At 42.7% G+C, this 19,891-nt stretch carries 14 protein-coding genes, 2 tRNA genes and 1 pseudogene; 12 read left to right on the forward strand and 5 right to left on the reverse strand.

What is annotated here, in order from left to right:
* Positions 1 to 159: 159 nt before the first annotated feature.
* Genes D0T51_RS01070 through D0T51_RS01080 form a run of 3 tightly spaced genes read left to right on the forward strand, consistent with a single transcriptional unit; the run spans position 160 to position 3,930 of the window.
* The gene (locus D0T51_RS01070) at positions 160 to 2,016 is read left to right on the forward strand and encodes an SLC13 family permease (protein ID WP_163724025.1); all 1,857 of its coding nucleotides are present in this window, start codon (positions 160 to 162) and stop codon (positions 2,014 to 2,016) included.
* A 50-nt stretch (positions 2,017 to 2,066) separates the two neighbouring features.
* Positions 2,067 to 3,032, forward strand: coding sequence for a DUF2156 domain-containing protein (locus tag D0T51_RS01075; RefSeq protein ID WP_163724027.1), 966 nt, complete (start codon positions 2,067 to 2,069; stop codon positions 3,030 to 3,032).
* A complete protein-coding gene (locus D0T51_RS01080) occupies positions 2,986 to 3,930 on the forward strand; it encodes a GNAT family N-acetyltransferase (RefSeq protein ID WP_163724029.1) in 945 nt (314 codons plus the stop codon). The genes D0T51_RS01075 and D0T51_RS01080 overlap by 47 nt, the downstream gene beginning before the upstream one ends.
* Position 3,931: 1 nt before the next feature.
* Here D0T51_RS01080 and D0T51_RS01085 read toward each other — a convergent pair whose 3' ends face one another.
* On the reverse strand, positions 3,932 to 5,116 hold the full coding sequence (locus D0T51_RS01085) for a DUF418 domain-containing protein (protein ID WP_163724031.1): 1,185 nt from the start codon (positions 5,114 to 5,116) through the stop codon (positions 3,932 to 3,934).
* Positions 5,117 to 5,272: 156 nt separating this feature from the next.
* Here D0T51_RS01085 and D0T51_RS01090 point away from each other — a divergent pair, with 156 nt between their 5' ends.
* The 4 genes from D0T51_RS01090 (at position 5,273) to thiC (ending at position 9,580) form a co-directional block, all read left to right on the forward strand.
* The gene (locus tag D0T51_RS01090) at positions 5,273 to 7,570 is read left to right on the forward strand and encodes a patatin-like phospholipase family protein (RefSeq protein ID WP_163724033.1); all 2,298 of its coding nucleotides are present in this window, start codon (positions 5,273 to 5,275) and stop codon (positions 7,568 to 7,570) included.
* 102 nt (positions 7,571 to 7,672) lie between these two features.
* Positions 7,673 to 7,746 (forward strand) — tRNA-Arg (locus D0T51_RS01095).
* 35 nt (positions 7,747 to 7,781) lie between these two features.
* Positions 7,782 to 7,855: transfer RNA gene (locus D0T51_RS01100), tRNA-Arg, on the forward strand.
* A 96-nt stretch (positions 7,856 to 7,951) separates the two neighbouring features.
* Entirely contained in the window at positions 7,952 to 9,580 is a 1,629-nt protein-coding gene (thiC, locus tag D0T51_RS01105) for a phosphomethylpyrimidine synthase ThiC (RefSeq protein ID WP_163724035.1), read from the forward strand.
* Here the strand turns inward: thiC and D0T51_RS01110 are convergent.
* From D0T51_RS01110 to D0T51_RS01120, 3 genes are all read right to left on the reverse strand, one after another.
* Positions 9,564 to 10,418: a patatin family protein gene (locus tag D0T51_RS01110; RefSeq protein WP_163724037.1), complete on the reverse strand. Its 855-nt coding sequence runs from the start codon at positions 10,416 to 10,418 to the stop codon at positions 9,564 to 9,566. The genes thiC and D0T51_RS01110 overlap by 17 nt on opposite strands.
* A 123-nt stretch (positions 10,419 to 10,541) precedes the next feature.
* Positions 10,542 to 11,429: a HAMP domain-containing sensor histidine kinase gene (locus D0T51_RS01115; protein WP_163724039.1), complete on the reverse strand. Its 888-nt coding sequence runs from the start codon at positions 11,427 to 11,429 to the stop codon at positions 10,542 to 10,544.
* Entirely contained in the window at positions 11,426 to 12,106 is a 681-nt protein-coding gene (locus D0T51_RS01120) for a response regulator transcription factor (RefSeq protein WP_163724041.1), read from the reverse strand. Before D0T51_RS01120 ends, D0T51_RS01115 begins: the two co-directional genes overlap by 4 nt.
* 230 nt (positions 12,107 to 12,336) lie before the next feature.
* Here D0T51_RS01120 and D0T51_RS01125 point away from each other — a divergent pair.
* The 4 genes and pseudogenes from D0T51_RS01125 to D0T51_RS01140 all read left to right on the forward strand — a co-directional run.
* Positions 12,337 to 13,272 (forward strand): annotated as a pseudogene (locus tag D0T51_RS01125) (DUF362 domain-containing protein); the annotation flags it as partial.
* Positions 13,273 to 13,277: 5 nt separating this feature from the next.
* Complete coding sequence (locus D0T51_RS01130) at positions 13,278 to 14,831, forward strand: 4Fe-4S binding protein (RefSeq protein ID WP_163724045.1); 1,554 nt, start codon at positions 13,278 to 13,280, stop codon at positions 14,829 to 14,831.
* Positions 14,832 to 14,948: 117 nt separating this feature from the next.
* On the forward strand, positions 14,949 to 16,079 hold the full coding sequence (gene tgt, locus D0T51_RS01135; RefSeq protein WP_163724047.1) for a tRNA guanosine(34) transglycosylase Tgt: 1,131 nt from the start codon (positions 14,949 to 14,951) through the stop codon (positions 16,077 to 16,079).
* A gap of 1 nt (position 16,080) precedes the next feature.
* Positions 16,081 to 17,166 carry an LptF/LptG family permease gene (locus D0T51_RS01140; RefSeq protein WP_163724049.1) on the forward strand — a complete coding sequence of 362 codons (1,086 nt, stop codon included), beginning with the start codon at positions 16,081 to 16,083 and terminating at the stop codon, positions 17,164 to 17,166.
* A gap of 37 nt (positions 17,167 to 17,203) precedes the next feature.
* Here D0T51_RS01140 and D0T51_RS01145 read toward each other — a convergent pair whose 3' ends face one another.
* Positions 17,204 to 17,806 carry a riboflavin synthase gene (locus D0T51_RS01145; RefSeq protein WP_163724051.1) on the reverse strand — a complete coding sequence of 201 codons (603 nt, stop codon included), beginning with the start codon at positions 17,804 to 17,806 and terminating at the stop codon, positions 17,204 to 17,206.
* Between the two features lie 373 nt (positions 17,807 to 18,179).
* Between D0T51_RS01145 and D0T51_RS01150 the strand changes: the two genes are divergently transcribed.
* Entirely contained in the window at positions 18,180 to 19,847 is a 1,668-nt protein-coding gene (locus D0T51_RS01150) for a formate--tetrahydrofolate ligase (RefSeq protein ID WP_163724052.1), read from the forward strand.
* Positions 19,848 to 19,891 lie beyond the last annotated feature (44 nt).

Below are 19,891 nucleotides of genomic sequence, written 5' to 3' on the forward strand. Positions count from 1 at the left end.
AATAAACGTATTCGGGTATGACGATAAAGAAGGATACCCCTTGATTCTCAAAAAACTTTAATATAAAAGCACAGCTTATAGACATTCAAGAAATCTTTGTAAATTTACAGTCGTAAAGTTTATAAGGCAAAACATCAATCGAATCAATAAACCAGTTATATGTTAACAACACTGATTATCCTCGCATTATCGGCTGTATTCTTTGTGCATGGAAAAATACGTTCCGATATTGTCGCTCTATGTGCGCTCATCCTTCTTATCGTATTGGGTATATTAACTCCGGAAGAGGCTCTTTCCGGTTTCTCCAACTCCATCGTCATCATGATGGTGGGATTATTTGTAGTCGGAGGTGCCATATTCAAGACCGGTCTGGCCAAAATAATCAGTAGTAAAATATTACAGATGGCAGGTAAAAGCGAATTGAAATTATTTGTTCTTGTCATGTTGGTTACCGCTTTTATTGGGGCTTTTGTCAGTAACACCGGCACAGTGGCCTTGATGCTCCCCATTGTGATAAGTATGGCTGTCGGTGCTCAAATCAGTCCAAGCCGCTTCTTGATGCCGATGGCTTTTGCCAGTAGCATGGGAGGCATGATGACTCTCATTGGTACCCCGCCGAACCTGGTGATCAACGACATACTGATACAGAACAATTTCAAAGGCTTATACTTCTTTTCATTTACTCCCGTAGGACTTGTGTGTATACTAGTGGGACTCATCGTATTGATCCCGTTAAGCAAACGCTTCCTTACCCGGAAAGAAGACAGAAAAGGAGATACTTCCACCGGCCGCTCCGCCAAAGAACTGGCTCAGAAATTCCAGTTGGCAGACAATTTGTATCGTGCACATATCACGCGCCACTCTGTCATTCGTGATAAAAAACTAATCGATCTAAACATCACACAAACATACAATGTCTCTATCCTGGAAATAAGACGCAAATCCACTTCTCAGGGTCGCTTTCTGAAAACGGTAGACCAGAAGCTGGCTGGTCCGGAAACAGAACTCAAAGACGAAGACATTCTATACCTGTTTGGGGAATTTGAGAATGTAGAACGGTTTGCCCAAGAGAACAAACTGGAACTGACCGAAACAAAAGTGTCCGAGTTCGCAGGAAGCTCCGCTCCGGAAAAACTGAGTGTACAGGAAATTGGTATTGCCGAAGTACTGCTCACGCCGGAATCCAAATTGATCGGGCAAGCAGTAAAAGACTCTGAATTTCGCGATAAATACGGGGTAAATGTACTAGGCGTAGAACGTAACGGGAAATATATCCTATCCAATATCAAAGACCTGAAAATGGAATTTGGCGATGTACTGTTGATCCAGGGCACTTGGGAGAATATAGCGCGCATGAGTAAGAAACAGACAAACTGGGTTGTACTGGGGCAACCTATTGAAGAAGCGTCTAAAGTAACCCTTGATTACAAAGCCCCTTTGGCAGCCCTGATTATGCTAGGCATGATCCTGGCCATGGTGTTTCAGGTAATACCCTCTGTTGCTGCCGTCTTAATAGCCGCTGTTCTGATGATACTCACCGGTTGTTTCCGTACCGTGGAAGATGCCTATAAAACAATCAACTGGGAAAGTATCGTATTGATCGCCGCCATGCTACCGATGTCACTGGCCCTGGAAAAGACGGGGGCTTCCGCTCTTATTTCCGAAAGATTAGTCGGTGGATTGGGAAGTTATGGTCCTATCGTATTGATGGCCGGTATCTATTTCACCACTTCCCTGATGACAATGTTTATCAGTAACACGGCCACCGCCGTACTGGTAGCTCCCATTGCCTTGCAATCCGCTCTATCGATAGGCGTTAGTCCTTATCCTTTCTTACTGGCCGTAGCTGTTTCTGCCAGCATGTGTTTTGCCTCTCCTTTCTCAACCCCTCCGAATGCATTGGTTATGTCAGCCGGTAAATATACCTTTATGGATTATGTCAAAGTAGGATTGCCTTTACAGCTTATCATGGGCATTGTTATGATATTTGTATTACCTTTACTTTTCCCGTTCTAAACAATTCGGCAGGTTTTTAGTTCTATAAAAAGAATAAGGATAAAATAAATATGAAATTAGTATTTAAACCGATAACATTAAACGATAAAGAACGGATAACCTCGTTTACAATGCCCGGAGAGTATCGCAACTGCGACTTCTCTTTTGCCAATATGTGTAGCTGGCGATTTCTTTATGACAGTGAGTTTGCCATTATGGATGGATTTCTTCTCATTCGTTTCCGCATTGAAGAGAAAAAACGTCTGGCCTATATGATGCCTATAGGAAAAGGGAATCTAAAAGCAGTTATTGACCTATTGGAAGAAGATGCACTGGAAAATGGACACCCTCTCTTATTATTGGGTATCACACAGGATGCACAAAAAGAATTAGAAAAGGTGTCTCCCGGCGATTTCGTTTATATCCCCGAACGTGACTATTCCGACTATATATATATGCGCGAGGATCTGGCCACACTGGTTGGTAAAAAATACCAAGCCAAACGCAATCACGTCAACAAATTCAAAAAATCCTATACTTATAAATATATGCCGATCACTCCCGAGCTAGTTCCTTTTTGTCTCGAACTGGAAAGGAAGTGGTATAAGGCCAACCGCACAGAAGAGGATGTCGAAGAATTGACCGATGAACGTCGTTCGCTTACCTACGCACTGCATCACTTTGATGAACTGGGACTGATCGGAGGAGGTATATGTGTGGATGAACAGATCGTTGCTTTTTCTTTTGGCGCTCCTGTCAACCACAACACATTTGCTGTACACATAGAAAAGGCTGATGTTCATTACGAAGGGGCGTATGCCGCCATTAACCAGGAATTTGCTTCTCACCTTCCCGAAAAATACATATACATTAACAGGGAAGAAGATTTAGGTATACCCGGTCTTCGTCAGGCTAAATTATCTTATCATCCGGTTGAAATACTGGAGAAGAGTACTACTGTCAAAAAAATACACCGAAAAGAACCCAACAGTGACCAGAAAAGAGCAAATCATGGATCTCTGGCGGATATGCTTTGATGATTCGGAAGAATTTATTCAAGTCTACTTCGAACAGGTCTATAAAGAAGCGAATGCCTTGACAATAGAGCAGGAAGGCCGGATCATTGCCGCCCTTCAGATAATTCCTTATACCATGACCTGGTGTGAGACGGAACTTACTCTGTCTTATATATCCGGTGCCTGTACCGCTCCCGAAGAACGAGGGAAAGGACATATGGGAAGACTCTTAACTATGGCTTTTCAGAAAATGCGGGAGAGACAGACAGACTTGACAGCCCTTATACCAGCCGAACCCTGGCTGTTTGATTATTACCGGAAGCTAGGATATACAGAAACTTTTGACTATGCCTTGATTCCTTTTGAACATAAGACCGGACAAGAAACCGCTTCTTCTTATTCATTCTTTTCTCTTGATGTGAAAGCCGGAGATATATGGTATGCCTTTTTCGATCGGAAATTAAGAGAACGTCCCTTGTGTATATTGCATACCCGGGAGGATTTTCATACCATTTTACGGGATATTCAAATGAGTAAAGGACAAACAATCGGTGTCACAGACTCCTTGGGTAAACCTGTCGGAATGGCTTTCATCGTTCCGGAAAAGAACAATATATACATTAAAGAGATTCTTTACGAAAACGATGCGGTAAAAAATATTTTATGGCAAAAAGGAACGGAGCTTTTCGGTGCAAAACAAGGGGTATGTAAGCTCCCTGTCTCCCATACTGAAACCGCTCATCCTCTGGGTATGTCCCTGATTCTGAACAAAGAAAAAATGATTAATCGATGGTTGGCCAAACACCCGCATACCTCTTTCTGCGTTGAAGAAATGAGAGAACTGGAGGATGCCACCCTTACCCGTACCCTGTTAGGATATGCTGACCGGGAAGGATATATGAGTCTGATGCTGGATTAACTCAACTTTTCTTCGAACCAATCCATGTGGCTTTCCGCCAGAGCCATTCTGCCGGACCATGTGTATGGTTACGTAACCACCAATGACAAAATAGCAATTGTAAAATAAGCAAGAGAATACCCACACCGAAACTGGCAGTTGTCGGCAATACCTTATAAAGCCCCAAGCCGGGTCCGAAATAGATAAAAGACCCCAAAAGCGACTGCATCAGATAATTCGTCAGACTCATTCGTCCCAGAGGTGATAAGACCTTCAAGACAGATTGCACCTTGACCACCTGCCAACCAATCACAACCAGAGCAACCCATACCCACATAAAGGAGAAGTTACGCAGAGAAGAAACAATCGTTTTCATCGGAGTTAATAACTCTTTACGTTCCAGCATTCCGGGCAAAACATCCGTCAAAATAAAAAGAGGTATAAAACAACCTATTGCTACACAAAGTGTACCCAGCCAGAAACGTCTGTTGCCTGCCCCATATTGAAAGAATTGCTTGCGTCCAAGCAAGAATCCCAAGATAAAGAGAGAGGCTGTCTGGAAAAAACGTCCGAATCCCCATGCCCATAAGAGACTGAATAATTGTCCATCCCACAGGTTTGACTTTATCATTGCCCAGAAACTATCACCTTCCAGGAAAGGATACATTTTCCGTGCATGTACTCCATAGGCAGCCGGACCGGCTGTATAATCCGGATGAAACAGCGCATATAAAAATTTAGCCCATTCCATCGGTTGCAACATCAGTATAACGGCGATACAAAACAACACTTTGTTATTTAACTTACAGACCGGAATAAGAATCAACCCGATGATAGAATAAAGAACCAATATCTCTCCCGGAAAAAAGGCAGCGTTGACACATCCGATCAAAAAGAGAAGCACCATGCGCCAGAGAAAACGCAAACGAAAATCCTTGCCTCGCTTCTCCTGGTTATCAAACATTATAAAGAAACTAAAACCAAACAACAAGGCGAAAATGGCATAGGCCTTTCCGGCAAAAAGGAAAAAGAGCGTATCCCAAATGCCCTTATCCAAAGCCTGAAAAAAAGGAGTTGTCGATTGAGGGAAATTATACAGATTGAAATGTTCTATATTGTGCAATAACAAAATAGCCATCACAGCCAGTCCACGCAAAGCATCAGCCACTTCTATACGAGGTCTTTGGGAAAGTAGTTCGTTTTTCATATAATTTAGTTCTAAGATAGACAATGAGGGTGTAAAAGTAAATAAACTATCTCAAACCCGAAAATCCCCAAGGCAAAGAGGATGAAAAAGAGAAATGAGCCCTTGTATTCTGGGAAATATCACTTACTTTTGTATATCAGCCGAGTCAACATCTATATGAAAAAGATATATCTATTATTCCTGTTATTTTTTAGTTTCACTTCTTATTTATCCGCTCAAAAAGTCGGTTTGGTACTGAGTGGCGGAGGAGCGAAAGGAGCGGCACACATAGGCGTGATTAAAGCGTTGGAGGAAAACAATATACCAATTGACTATGTAACCGGCACTTCGATCGGAGCCATTATCGGTAGTTTATATGCCATGGGGTATTCACCCGATGAGATGCTTGAACTCATATTATCCAAAGAATTTGAATATTGGCAGACAGGCACTGTAGAAGAAGAATACAGTTACTATTTCAGAGACCCTGTCCCGACAGCCGAATTCGGCCATTTCTCGATAGATATGTCTGACTCGCTCCAGATAAAAGCCAATTTTCTTTCCCAAAGTATCATAAACCCTATCCAGATGAACCAGGCTTTCCTAGCACTTTTTGCTCAGGCTACCGCAAAAGCCGGCTGGAATTTTGATAATTTATTCGTTCCCTTTCGTTGCGTTGCTTCTGATATCTACGGAAAGAAAGCAGTCATCTTCAAAAATGGCGATTTAGGAGATGCCGTACGGGCATCCATGAGTTTTCCTTTTGTGTTCCAGGCAATTTGGAAGGATAGCGTACCTCTTTTCGATGGAGGTATTTATGATAATTTCCCTGTTTCTCCCATGAAAGAGGCTTTCGCTCCGGATTTCATCTTTGGTTCTGCTGTGGCAGGAGCCAACCAGCAAAAACCCTCCGAAAACCTGTATAATCAACTGGAAACAATGATTATGCAAAAAACCGAATATACTGTACCGGAAGAGGAAGGCATGATGATTCAATTCCGTTTCCCCGATGTATCCTTACTGGATTTTCCCCGGGGAAAAGAATTGATGGAAATAGGGTATAATCGGACCATCGCATTGATCGACTCCATCAAAGAACGCGTCCCCCGGGAAGTACCCTTAGAAGAAGTCATGAATCGACGGAAAACGTATAAAGAAAATCTTCCTGCCCTTACATTCAAAAACATTTACATCACCGGAGTGACCGAAGCACAACGCTTGTATATCGAAGCGCAGTTACATAGGGATATCAATAACGAATTTTCAATGCATGATTTCAAACGGGCCTATTTCAAAATACTGACCTATTCGAAAATAAAGGAGATCATGCCACATGCTATTTATAACCGGAAAGAGAATAAATTCGACCTTTATCTGGATGTCACAATGAAAGATGAAGTCACAGTCGATTTCGGCGGTAATGTATCTTCTCACCAGGCGAATCAACTCTTTTTAGGATTGGGTTATCAATTTTTGGGAAGAGTAGCTACGGAATCGCGTGCCAATTTCCAGGTTGGTAATTCATTCAGTGGCATTATGCTGGATGAACGCATCTACCTCCAGACGCGGATTCCTTCTTACTTAAATCTACGCGGTGTATATTCCCAAAAGAACTTTTCTGAAAGCCAATCCCTCTTTTACGAAGATATGGTACCGGCTATAATGAAACAAAAAGAGTTATATGCCAAATTACTATTGGGATTACCTTTCCTCAATAAGGCCAAAGCGGAAATAGGCATAGGCTACGGAAGGTTCAATGATTATTACCTGCAAAGCACCAATATACCCTTTCCTAATGCAACATTTGACCATAGTTGGTACAATTTGTTCAGCGCCTCTCTGAGTATCGCACAAAACACATTGGATACCAAACAATATCCCATTGCCGGTAGCCGGCGCTCCCTTACAGCCTACTACGTGAAAGGCAATGAAAAATATGCTCCTTCTTCTACATCCATATTGGAACCCGTAAGAAGAGAAAAGCACTCCTGGCTGCAAATGAAAGGACATTGGGAAAGCTATAAGGAACTGAATAATTATTTCAACCTCGGCTATATGGGAGAAGTAGTACTTTCCAGCAAAAACCTGATGAACAACTATACAGCTTCCGTATTGCAGGCACCCGCTTTCACCCCTACTCCCCACAGTCTGATTGTTTTCAATGAGGCTTTTCGTGCCAATCAATATCTGGCAGCCGGAGTCAAACCCATCTTAAAGATGAGCCGCCTTCTCCATTTGCGTATGGAACTCTATGCCTTTGCCCCACTTTATGAGATCAAAAGAGATGCCGACCAGAAGGCCTATTATGGAAAGTTCCTGAAATCATTTGAGTATATGGGAGAAACAGCCCTAGTCATGCAACTGCCTTTTGTTTCTATCAGCCTGTATGCCAATGGGTATAGCTATCCAAGAAAAAACTTCAACTTCGGGTTAAATATTGGCTACCTCATCTTCAATCCCAAAATGCTCGATTAGTAAAGAAGAAACAATCTATTCATTTTTCCTGTAAAAAGAGACGCAAAGGTTTGCATATTTAAAAGAAACAACTACCTTTGCACTCGCATTCACAAATGTATTGGCCGCGTAGCTCAACTGAATAGAGTAGCTGACTACGGATCAGCCGGTTACAGGTTTGAATCCTGTCGCGGTCACTCATTTTCAATGTGTATGTTTTGTATTTCTTAATGGCCGCGTAGCTCAACTGAATAGAGTAGCTGACTACGGATCAGCCGGTTACAGGTTTGAATCCTGTCGCGGTCACAAAAATAAAAAAAGCGTTGGAGATTATTCTTTCCAGCGCTTTTTTATTATGGACAAATTATTATGTAAGTTTGTATTGAAATCAACTGCAAATCTATGGTGAATAAAAAAAACAAACATATAACCTACCCTTCTTCTGAAAAAATATATATAGCGGGCGGAATAAACAAAGTATATGTCGGAATGCGCAAAATCAAACTTACCGACACAATTACCACGGATGAAAAAGGAGAAAAAAGTATAAAGAAAAACAATTCGGTTGTTTTATATGATACAAGTGGTCCATTTTCAGATCCAAAAATCACTATAGATGAAAACAAAGGTCTTCCACGTATCCGGGAAGAATGGTGCAACCGGCGTAAAGATGTTGTCCGCTTAAAAAAATGCACCTCCGAGTATGCACGTAACCGGCAATCCGATAAAACAGCAACAAACAGTCATTTTCCTATCATTCATTTACCTTATAAAGCGAAAGAAGGGAAAAACATCTCACAAATGTATTATGCAAAAAAACGCATCATCACACCGGAGATGGAATACGTTGCCATTCGCGAAAACCAACAGATAGAAGCACTCGGACTGAAATCCTATATTACTCCGGACTTTATCCGAAAAGAAATAGCTGCCGGCAGAGCCATTATTCCGGCAAACATCAATCATCCCGAATCAGAACCTATGATTATCGGGAAAAAGTTTTTGGTAAAAATAAATACCAAGATAAACAACCAAGCTGTCTCTACAGAAACAAAAGAACTGGCTGAGACAATTATATGGCACTGTAAATGGGGGAGCGACACCTTGATGGACACGTCCCGGTCCGGTAATATATATGAAACACATGACTGGCTGCTTCGCAACAGTCCGATCCCTGTCGGAAGCATCCCCCTTTACCAAGCATTAGCCAAAGTAAATCATAAGATAGAGAATCTTGACTGGCCTATATACCAGGAAACCCTTATCGAGCAGGCGGAACAAGGTATCGACTTCTTTGTTATACATGCCGGATTGGTAAAGAAACACATCGACATGAGCCTGTCGCGCCTGACAGGTATTGTATCTACCGGAGGAAACATCATGGCTACATGGATGCAGATTCACAAAAAAGAGAATTTCTTGTATACACACTTTCATGATATATGTAAGATAATGAAAACATACGATGTGACATTATCCCTGGGAAACAGCTTGCGTCCCGGTTCTATTTACGATTCAAACGACAGGGCTTTCTTTGCAGAACTGCAAAACAAAGGAGCTCTGACCCAAATTGCCCGGGAAGATTTTGTACAGGTGATGGTAGAAGGTTCCGGACATATCCCCATGAACAAACTGCAGGAGAATGTGAAAGAGCAACAATACTCCTGCCAGAACGTCCCTTACTTCTGCAGCGGCCCTGCCAGCACAGACGTTGCTCCCGGTTACGACCATATGGCTTCTTCTATTGGTGCCGCCCAGATAGCCTGGCAGGGAGCCGGCTTGCTTGGTGCAGTGACGCCGGTCGAAAATCAAGAAACTCCCTCTAAAGAAGATATACGTAATAGTATTATTGCTTATAAAATAGCCGCTCATGCCGCCGACCTGGCCAAAGGCCATCCGGGTGCACAGGCACGTGACAATGCTTTGAGTAAAGCTTGTGTTGAAAACCGGATAAAAGATCAGTTAAACCTGGCGTTGGATCCGGAGCGAGCAGCTTATTATTATAAAAACAGACTCAAAAAGACCAGGTAAGTGAAGCCAATGCTTGTTTGCCGCAAGCATATCCTTCTTCATATAATGCATTCAGTTTGGAGATATTTTTTTCCGTACGCCCTACCTGAATGGCTTGCTCGGGACGGATCACATAGACCTTCCCCTCTTCTTCCAATTGATCGATATAATCCAAAACCTCATTGTAGCGGCGATAACGCAACTTCAACTGTTCGCGAATGGCCGGATATTTGCGATAAATAAAACCTGGCAAATAGAAATCTTTATTGGCCTTTCTATATCCTTTATTCCGGGTAAGGATAACGACATTTTTTTCAAAACCATCCGAGATAGCCCGCCGGATAGGTATGGCATCACAAACACCGCCATCAACCATAGGGATACCATCCACATAACGAATGGGACACATGACCGGCAAGGTACATGAGGCACAACAGATATCAACCAACCGGTCTTTATCTTCTTTTTCTTCAAAATATTCGGCTTTTCCCGTCAGGCAGTTACTGGTAACCATCACAAAACGATCCTTACTTTTGAAATAGGTATCGTAATCCAAAGGATAATATTTATCGGGATATTCATAAAAAAGAAAATCCATATCGATATATCCTTTTCCACGCAAAAAATAATGCAAGCCTATATAATTACGTCTCTTCAATAAATCGATATTGCCATATCTGGATCTCCCCCGTTGCCGGGAAGCATACGATATGCCATTACTTGCCCCCGCTGATACGCCTATTGTATAAGGAAACCAAAGGTTATGATCCATAAAACAATCAAGCACCCCAACAGTAAATATGGCGCGCATACCGCCCCCTTCCAGTACCAGTCCTGTGTGTTTATCTATCGTTCTCATTTTTTTATAAAAAACCATTGCTCGGTTCACACCGAACAATGGCCACAAAAATATAATAAATCAGCGATAAATAAGGGTCATTTTTCCATTATAACTCTAAATCATTCCAAAAGGTTCATGCCTTTAAGGAAAAGAGATAGTCACTTTGGTGCCCTCATTCAATGCCGAATAAATCTTCACCTTGGCTCCATACGTCTGTAAAATCCGGACAGACAAAGCCAAACCGATCCCATGACCGGCATAACCATGTGTATTGCTCGCCCGGAAAAAAGGTTGATAAATATGCTCCAACTCATCAGCGGGGATACCTATTCCATGATCTTCAATTTCCAGTTCATTTACACGAAGACGCATCTCAACCGGTTCTTTGTCCGAATATTTGAGCGCATTACTGATTATATTTTCTATAGCTATTTTCAATAAGTGGGGATTGGCATTTACGACAAAGGAGAAATGATCCGGAGAAAAGTTCACTCTGTTTTCAACAAAACGCATCATAAACTCTGCTAGAAAAATAGGCTCCATCGCATTTTGTAAAATATCTTTGTCTCCCCTGGAGAGAAAGAGCAAATGTTTCATCAACTGAATGATACGCTTTGTCTCCGTCAACACCCGGCTCAAGGCTGCCTGATATTCTTCCGAAGAACGTTCTTTCATCAGTGTAATCTCACATTCGCCCTGAATAGCCGTCAAAGGATTATTCAACTCATGGGAAGCACTGCGGACAAAAGATTTTTCACTCTGATAAGCAATATCTATACGATGAATCATCCGTTTCGCATAATGTCGACCGACAAAATAGACAAGAAAAGAACAAACCAACACCAAGGCGATTAACATGCCACCCAGATTATATTGGATATCCAGGAAGATATTGTTTTCTGTCGGAGAAGAATCAGCCAACTTACCGATATAACCGGCCGCCACCACATAAAAAACAATAACAACCAAAGTGATCACTCCGGCTATGACAGCGGTATAGGTGAGTGCTATTCGCGTTTCTATCTTCATACCTCCAGCATATATCCTACCCCTGTCACCGTCCGGATCAGTTTCTTTCGGAATCCTTTATCAATCTTTCCCCGCAGATAATTCACATACACATCCACCACGTTCATGTTCCGGTCTGGTTCCTTATCCCACACATGGGTTATCAGATCCGCACGGCTAACCGGTGTTTCTTTGTGAAGCAACAGATATTCAAGCAAACGATATTCACGCACGGTCAATTCGACAACCTTGCCATTGCGCACAGCCCGGTGTGTATCCGGATCCAGACAAAGGTCTGCATATTGAAGTGTATGAGGCACCGCCACATCGCTTCCCAAGCGTCGCAACATGGCATTTACCCTTGCCTGAAGTTCTTGAAAACGAAAAGGTTTCACCAGGTAATCATCTGCGCCGGCCTCCAAGCCTTTCACTATATCATCCGTCGTGCCTAAGGCAGTCAACATAACGACAGGTGTATAAAAACCCTGTTTTTGCCTGAACTTACGACAGAGTTCCAATCCGGTCATCTTCGGCATAATGATATCCAGGATCAACAACTGGAATTTTTCTTTTTCAAGCAACTCCCAGCCGGCCATACCGTCGGTAGCCACAGACACCTCATGCCCGGATTCTGTCAATCCCCGTTTGATAAACGAAGCTATATTTATCTCGTCTTCTACCAATAAAATTTTAGCCATTCTTACACCTTCTGTTTATACAGAAAATACAAATGTATGAAAATTCCCTGCGATCTTCATCCTGTTAAAGAAATTAGATTTTCACCTGTACCTCCCAAAGAGCAAAAGATGAGAGATGTATAAAACCATAAAAATTGTTTATTTGAAATTCAAAACCCTCCTATTATTCAGACTATTATTATATTTGTTTTTCTTTTTCAATGTCTCAATTTTAATGAAGTAAAAACAACAAGATGAAACGTCGTGATTTTTTAAAGACCAGTGTGGTGGCAGGTGCTGCCCTTTCCATCAATTTTGAAGGTTTACAAGCGGCATTAAGTTCCAACACCATGACTGTTCAGCAAGCTCCTGAAATGGTCGCAGTTATGGGTGGTGAGCCAGCCGCCATGTTAGACAAAGCTTTAGAAGCCTTAGGAGGTATCGATAAATATATCAAAAAAGGACAAAAAGTAGTGATCAAACCCAATATTGGCTGGGATCGTTCTCCTGAATTAGCCGGAAATACAAATCCAGAACTCATAAAAGCATTGGTAAAAAAATGCCTGGATGCCGGAGCTCAAAAAGTAACCGTATTTGATCATACCTGCGACAATTGGCAAAAATGTTATGAGAGCAGTGGCATTGCTACTGCTACAAAAGAGGCAGGTGGAATTATTATGCCTGCCAATGAAGAAAAATACTTCAAAAAAGTAGCTCTGCCCAACGGGGTTATATTAAAAAGTGCGATGATACATGAATCGTTGATCGAAGCAGATGCCTGGATCAATGTCCCTATTTTGAAAAACCATGGAGGAGCCAAACTGAGCTGCGCCATGAAAAACTATATGGGTATTGTATGGGATCGCCGCTTCTTCCACCAGAACGACTTACAACAATGTATCGCAGATATATGTACCTGGGAAAAGAAACCGGTTCTCAATATTGTGGACGCCTATCGCATGATGCATCAAAATGGTCCGCAAGGAAAGAGCCTGGCCGACGTTGCCACCATCAAATCTCTGATTGTCTCTCCCAATATTGTAGCCATCGACACGGCCGCCCTGGGTATGTTTAACCAGGTAAAAAAACTCGATATGGATGCCGTAGGTCATCTAAGTAAAGGGGAGGCACATAAATTAGGTTCCACCGATTTGAAAAAAATAAATATCAAACGTATTAAAATCTGATCCGAATGAAACGGACAAACTACCTGAAAGGATTGCGGGTCATACTTGCAATCCTCTTCTTCGTACCCATTCTTTTGTACTTTGTGGATTTCAGAGGCTTGGCTCCGGATATGTTTAACAAACTATTGCATATCCAGATCGTACCCGCTCTTATATCCGGCACTATCGCCATATGGATCTTTCAATTCTTACTGGCCCTCTTATTCGGGCGGATCTATTGTTCTGTTATTTGTCCGGCAGGTATCCTGCAGGATATTATCAACCGGATTTTCTGTATCGGAAAAAAGAAAAAGAAAGGCTCCTCCCGCTTTGTTTATCACAAACCCCATAATATATTGCGTTATGGATTGATGGCTGTCACATTCTTGTTGTTTATATGGGGTTCCTCCGAACTTCTATTGGCCTTAGATCCTTATAGTAATTTTGGACGTATAGCAACCAACCTGTTTCGCCCGGTCGCTATCTGGGGCAACAACCTGTTAGCGGAGATACTGGCGAAAGTAGATAATTACACCTTATTCCATATGTCTGTCCAAACGGTGACTACCGGTGCAGGGATTGCAGCAGGGCTTGCCCTCCTTGTATTCATTGGCATGGTTCTCTTTCGCGGACGTTTATTCTGCAACACTCTATGCCCCGTAGGCGCTTTATTAAGCCTGGTTTCCCGCTATTCGCTCTTTCGGGTGGTTATCGACAAGGATAAATGTATCGGTTGCGGACTATGCGAAAAAACATGTAAAGCGGAAGCCATCTCTACAAAAGAGTTTCATGTGGACAGTTCCCGCTGTGTCGATTGTTTCAACTGTGTCTCCTCCTGTAAAAAAGACAGCATTCATTATAGGTTTGCCCCTTTCAACAGAAAGGCAAAAACAAAAGAGGTCATCGAACCGGCAGCCCATAGCCGCCGTCAATTTCTGGCCACGGGAACTATCGTAGCCTCCTCTTTACCTCTTATGTCTATTTATGCCAGAAGAAACAGACAAAGACATGGAAACGGAAATACAAACCCTATCACCCCTCCCGGCTCGCACAACCTGGAACAATTCAAGGATAAATGTACCGGATGCCATATCTGTGTTGCCAAATGCCCCAGCCAGGTATTATATCCGGCAGGCATGGAGTTTGGATTCGGTTATTTCCTGAAACCGCATATGTCGTATATCAACAGTTACTGTAATTACGAATGTACCATTTGTGCGGATGTATGCCCCAACCATGCTCTTGACCTAAAAGGCGTAGAAGAAAAGGTAACCACCCAGGTCGGTGTAGCCGAATTCTTTATCAACCGCTGTATTGTAAAAACAGAGAATACCGATTGCGGTGCTTGTTCGGAACATTGTCCGACGCAAGCCGTACATATGGTGCCGTACAAAGACACGACTCTGACCATTCCACAGGTTGAACCTCAGCTTTGTATCGGATGCGGAGGATGTGAATCCATTTGTCCGGTTCGTCCCAAACGGGCGATCATCGTGAAGGCAAACACAGAACATGCGTATGTCGAAAAACCCAAAGAAGAAGAAGTATTAGACATCGTAATCGATGATTTTGGCTTCTGATCTACATTCTTGTTTGTTATTTTTCAGTTTAATTGTCATTTACTCTTTGCTTTTTAAGGCAAACGTTACTTGTCAATTCTCAATTGAAATATTACCTTTGTTGCGAATTTTTGCAACATGACATTCGACTTACAACACAACGATACAAAATCAAATGCCAGGGCGGGCTTGATTACTACCGATCATGGAGTAATTGAGACGCCCATTTTTATGCCTGTTGGCACCCAAGGCACAGTCAAAGCCGTACAAATGCCCGAATTGAAAGAAGATACAAAAGCGCAGATTATACTGGGTAATACCTACCATTTGTATCTACGTCCGGGTATTGACATACTGGAAAAAGCCGGAGGACTTCATAAGTTCAACAGCTGGAACGGCCCTATCCTTACCGACAGCGGTGGTTTTCAGGTATTTTCCTTATCCGACAACCGTAAACTACGCGAAGAGGGTGCCGAATTCCGTTCCCATATAGATGGTTCGAAACATTTGTTCACGCCTGAAAACGTCATGGATATCCAACGTTCCATCGGAGCGGATATCATCATGGCCTTTGATGAGTGTTGTCCGGGAGATGCCGATTATACGTATGCCAAAGACTCATTGGCCTTAACAGAGCGTTGGTTGGATCGTTGCATCAATCGTTTCCACAGTACCGAACCCAAATACGGTTACGAACAAAACCTCTTCCCTATTGTACAAGGATGTGTATACACGGACTTACGGCAAAAGGCTGCGGAGAATGTGGCCAATAAAGGGGCCAACGGAAATGCCATCGGAGGACTGGCCGTAGGCGAACCGACGGATAAGATGTACGAGATGATTGAAGTGGTCAATGAGATTCTGCCCAAAGACAAACCCCGTTATCTGATGGGCGTAGGTACTCCTGTGAACTTATTGGAAGCCATAGAACGGGGGGTAGATATGTTCGATTGCATCATGCCTACACGAAATGGACGAAACGGACAGTTGTTCACCCAATACGGAACGATAAACATACGGAATAAAAAATGGGAAGACGACTTCTCTCCCATCGACCCGGACGCTCATTCCTATGTAGATACATTATACAGCAAGGCCTATCTGCACCATCTTATAAAAGTAGAAGAACTTTTAGGTTTGCAGATCGCCTCTTTACATAACCTGGCTTTTTACCTGTGGTTGGTAAAAGAGGCACGGAAACACATTATCGAAGGTGATTTCACGCTTTGGAAAAGTGGCATGGTGCGTCAACTATCTAACAGACTGTAAGATGAAATTCAAATTAGGACGATTAGACTGGTATATCATTAAACAGTTCCTGGGAACGTATATCTTTGCGATTGCCCTGATTATATCGATTTCAGTTGTTTTCGATATCAATGAAAAGATCGATAAGTTTCTGAATCCGGACGTACCTCTTAAAGCGATTGTCTTTGACTACTACCTGAATTTCATCCCTTATTTTGCCAATCTGTTCAGCCCATTGTTTACATTCATTGCGGTAATCTTTTTCACCTCCAAATTGGCTGATCGTTCCGAAATCATAGCCATGTTAGCCAGTGGTATGAGTTTTCAACGATTGATGATGCCGTATATGATCTCAGCGGCTATAATCGCTTTTGCCACATTCATCTTAAATGGCTTTATCATTCCTCCGGCAAATACTACCCGTATCGAGTTTCAAAATTCTTATATAAAGAACAAACGGGTGGAACAAGCCAGCCGCGTACAATTGGAGGTCGAACCCGGGGTCATTGCTTATTTCGATACCTACCACGCCGAATCCGGCATGGGTTATCGTTTTTCCCTGGATCATTTCGAAGACAAACAATTGGTTTCCCGCTTAACAGCCGGTTCCATCAAATACGATTCGCTTTACACCTGGACAATTATGGATTACACCATACGGGATTTTGAAGGTATGCGGGAAATAATCACGACAGGAACCCGGAAAGATACAACCCTGACGATTGTTCCATCCGACTTTCTCATCTCCGTCAATGACTGTGAAACCATGACCACCCCCCAATTGCATACCTATATCCAACGGCAGAAAAAACGGGGCATCGGTAATATCCAAATGTTCGAAATAGAATATCACAAACGTTTTGCCAGCATCATGGCGGCCTTTATCCTGACCACTATCGGCGTTTCGCTCTCCTCCAGAAAAGTAAAAGGAGGCATGGGATTGAATATAGGAATAGGCATTGGGCTGAGTTTCTCTTACATTCTTTTCACCACGGTTACATCTACTTTTGCCGTGAATGGATATGTGAGTGCGATGGTTGCTGCATGGATCCCCAATATCATTTATACCTTTATAGCGATCTACTTATACGGGAAAGCCCCCCGGTAAGATCGGGCATCCACACAGCCCACATATATATTCAGCTTTATTGAAACTGCATCATTTTACTCAGGTACTTGCCTACAATGTCGAATTCCAAATTGACAACGCTCCCTTTTTCGATTTGTCCGAAATTGGTAAAATCGTGCGTATAAGGGATTATAGCTACCTCAAACGTGTGTTGACCGGAATTACAAACTGTCAGGCTGACCCCATTGACACAAACCGATCCTTTTTCTACAGTCATATATCCCTGGCGCGCCATCTCTTTGTCAAACGCATACTCGAATGAGTAATACCAACTGCCGTCCGCCTCACGCACTTGCGTACAAACAGCCGTCTGGTCTACATGGCCCTGCACAATATGCCCATCCAAACGGCCATTCATCAACATGCTGCGTTCCAGATTCACCTTATCACCGGCTTTCAATAAGCCCAGGTTGGATCGTTCCAATGTTTCTTTTATAGCCGTTACGGTATACGTGTCTTCCGTCATACTGACAACAGTCAGACAAACCCCATTGTGGGAGACACTCTGATCAATTTTAAGCTCATTGACAAAGGAGCATTTCATAGTCAAATGCACATTGCCTTTATCCTGTTCTACGGCAACCACTTGGGCTGCCTCTTCTACTATCCCGGAAAACATATCATTTTTGTTTTAAGTTACGTCGAGCAAAGATACAAATATTAAGTGGCATAACCTGTCGGCGAACGGCTTTCCAATGCGGAAAAATAAAATTGCCGATAATTGTCGGCAATTGTGCTGATATATATCGGCACAAGTGTCGACAATTATCAGCACAAGTGTCGACGGCTATCGACACTTTTATTTCCCAGCGTCCTTTAACTCCTCTGACTACTTTAACTACTCTGACTACTTTGACTACTTGACTCCTTTTTCTCCTATACAAGAAATAGAAAAGCAAAATATATACAAAAAAACAGATCCTTTCCTTTTCTTTTTTGTTATACTAAGTAAAATGTCTTTATTTTGTCCATTTAAAATAAATACCTAATAAATGAAGTCAGATATAGAAATAGCAAGAGAAGTTTCCCTAAAGAAAGTAAAAGAAATAGCCGTTGATTTAGGCATTCCCCGTAGTGAAGTTTTAAACTATGGGAAACATATGGCCAAGATACCCATTGAACTTATTGATAAGAAAAAAATACAGGAACACAACCTGATCCTGGTAACAGCCATCACACCGACAAAGGCGGGAATCGGAAAAACAACCGTTTCTATCGGTTTGTCTTTGGGATTGAATAAATTAGGTAAAAAATCCGTTGTCGCTTTACGGGAACCCTCCTTAGGACCGGTATTCGGCATGAAAGGAGGAGCTGCCGGAGGAGGATATGCACAGGTATTACCGATGGAAAATATCAACCTGCATTTCACCGGAGATTTTCACGCCATCACATCTGCCCACAATACGATCACGGCTTTATTAGACAACTATATTTATCAAAACCGAAACAGCTGTGAAGGGCTGAAAGAAATCAAATGGAAAAGAGTGTTGGATGTGAACGACCGGAGCCTGCGCAATATCGTATCCGGCCTGGGAGGAACGGCAAACGGTGTTCCGACAGAAACCGGATTTGATATCACCCCGGCTTCCGAAATCATGGCCATCCTATGCCTGTCAACAGATATCGACGATTTAAAGCGTCGCGTAGGTAATATATTGTTAGGATATACCCACAATGACGAACCATTTACCGTGAAAGACCTGGGCATAGCCGGAGCGATCACCGTCTTATTGAAAGATGCTCTTCGTCCCAACCTGGTGCAGACAACGGAACATACCCCGGCATTCGTGCATGGAGGCCCGTTTGCCAATATTGCACACGGATGTAATTCCATACTGGCCACCCAAATGGCACTTACTTATGGAGATTATGTGATAACAGAAGCCGGATTCGGCGCCGACCTGGGAGCGGAAAAGTTTTTCAATATCAAATGCCGGAAAGCTGGATTGACACCGAAAGTAACTGTTTTGGTTGCCACAGCACAAAGCCTTAAGATGCATGGAGGCGTCCCCGAATCCCAAATCAAAGAACCGAATGTGGAAGGTATACGCAACGGATTAGCCAATCTGGATAAACATATCGAAAATATCAAAAGCTTCGGCCAACAGGTGATTGTCACTTTCAACCGTTACACAACCGATACGGACGAGGAGATAAATCTGGCAGCAGCGCATTGTCAAAAGCTGGGCGTCGGTTTTGCCGTAAACAATGTCTTTGCCCAAGGAGGAGAAGGAGGAATGGAATTGGCACAACTCGTTGTGGACACCATCGAAAAGAATCCTTCCCAGCAAATGAAATTCACTTACGAAGACAATGACAGTGTCAAAACGAAGGTGAAAAAAGTAGCCGAACAGATTTATGGAGCCTCTTCTATTGTCTACACCACGTTGGCAGACAAGAAACTGAAACAGATAGAAAGCCTCGGAATCTCTCATTATCCTATTTGTATCGCTAAAACACAATACTCTTTCTCTTCTGATCCCAAGGCTTATGGAGTCGCCAAAAACTTTGAATTAAAAGTGCGCGACGTCATCATCAATAACGGAGCTGAAATGATAGTCATCATTATGGGTGAGATTATGCGTATGCCGGGATTACCCAAAGAGCCACAGGCCAACCATATTGACATTGTCAACGGCCAGGTGGAAGGACTGAGTTAAAAAGCGGCCGACATACTTCAAAAGAAAAAAGGAAACAGAGTCAG

The sequence above is a fragment of the Parabacteroides sp. 52 genome (assembly GCF_010500925.1).
Classification (GTDB): Bacteria; Bacteroidota; Bacteroidia; order Bacteroidales; family Tannerellaceae; genus QVMG01.